General features: G+C 36.4%; 1 protein-coding gene. It reads left to right on the forward strand.

Going from position 1 to position 1446, the window contains the following annotated elements; translation table 11 throughout:
* Nucleotides 1–1345 (forward strand): IS1182 family transposase (locus tag AR328_RS17600; RefSeq protein WP_082677296.1); only part of this gene is annotated, 1345 nt, incomplete at its 5' end.
* Nucleotides 1346–1446 lie beyond the last annotated feature (101 nt).

Raw genomic sequence — 1446 nt, forward strand, 5'->3', positions numbered from 1 at the left:
GATTGAAGCACTTTTAAATGACAGTATTCGTATGATGTGGTTAGCGCAAGGTTATGAACCAAGCTATCGAACCATTAATCGTTTCCGTGTTCAACCAGAAGTTAAAGAATTAATTCGCCAATGTTTTGTTCAATTTCGTTGCCAGCTGGTACAAGAAAAATTAATCGACCAAGAAGCGATTTTTATTGATGGCACAAAAATTGAAGCCAATGCGAACAAATTTACCTTCGTTTGGAAGAAAGCAATCGAAAAATTTCACAACAGTCTAATCGAAAAGTCGAATCAACTATACGATGAGCTTCTCGAAAAAGAAATCATGCCTGAAATTGAACGCGAAAGTGAAGAACAATTATCTTTAGAAGAACTTGATCAAATGGTAAAAAAAGTAGACGAAGTTATCTCCGATTATGATTCAAAAATTGAAGGATCATCAGATGTGGCAGAACGAAAAGCACTAAGAAGTGAACGGAAGTTTCCAAAACAGGTTCGTAAACATTTAGTTGATTTCATCTTACGTAAACAGAAATATCAACGAGACTTTGAAATCTTTGGCACGCGTAATAGCTATTCCAAGACCGATCACGATGCGACGTTTATGCGAATGAAAGATGATTATATGAAAAACGGCCAATTAAAAGCAGGCTATAATGTACAAATTGCGACAGAAGGTCAATATGCGCTTGCCTATAGTATTTTTTCCAATCCGACAGATACGCGCACATTAATTCCATTTTTAAATGAAATTGAACAATATTATTTCGAGTTACCAAAGAACATCGTCGCAGATGCGGGATATGGCAGTGAACAGAATTATGATGATATTCTTTCGAATCGTAAACGAGAAGCCTTAATCACTTACAACATGTATTCAAAAGAACAGAAAAGAAAGTACAAACAAAACGAACTTAATACAGCAAATTGGGAATATAATAAAAAAAATGATGTGTACACTTGCCCAAACCAACAACAGCTAGTATTTAAATATCGCTCAGCGCGAACGGATAAGTCCGGTTTCACACGTGAGTTTAAAGTTTATGAATGTGAAAACTGTTCAGGTTGTCCTTTCCGCTCCGCTTGTACAAAAGCAAAAGAAGGTAATAATCGAAAATTAATGGTGAACGAGAAGTGGGAACAACAAAAAGAATATGTGAGAGCGAAGCTTTCAGAAGAAAAAACAGGTGCCATCTATCGTCAACGTAAGATTGATGTGGAACCAGTTTTTGGATTCTTGAAGGCTAATTTGCATTTCGCTCGATTTTCTGTACGAGGAAAATCCAAGGTTGAAAACGAAATGGGCTTCGCGCTAATGGCCGTGAATTTAAGAAAATTCACGGCGAACAACTAAGGTAATAGAAGAATATACACGCCAAAATAGAGAAAGGTGAATTTGAGTACGCTCAAATTCACCTTTCTCATTATTTGAAGCTAGTTATGTCCCAGCCTCTT

It is taken from the genome of Bacillus sp. FJAT-29937 (assembly GCF_001509555.1).
Classification (GTDB): domain Bacteria; phylum Bacillota; class Bacilli; order Bacillales; family Cytobacillaceae; genus Cytobacillus.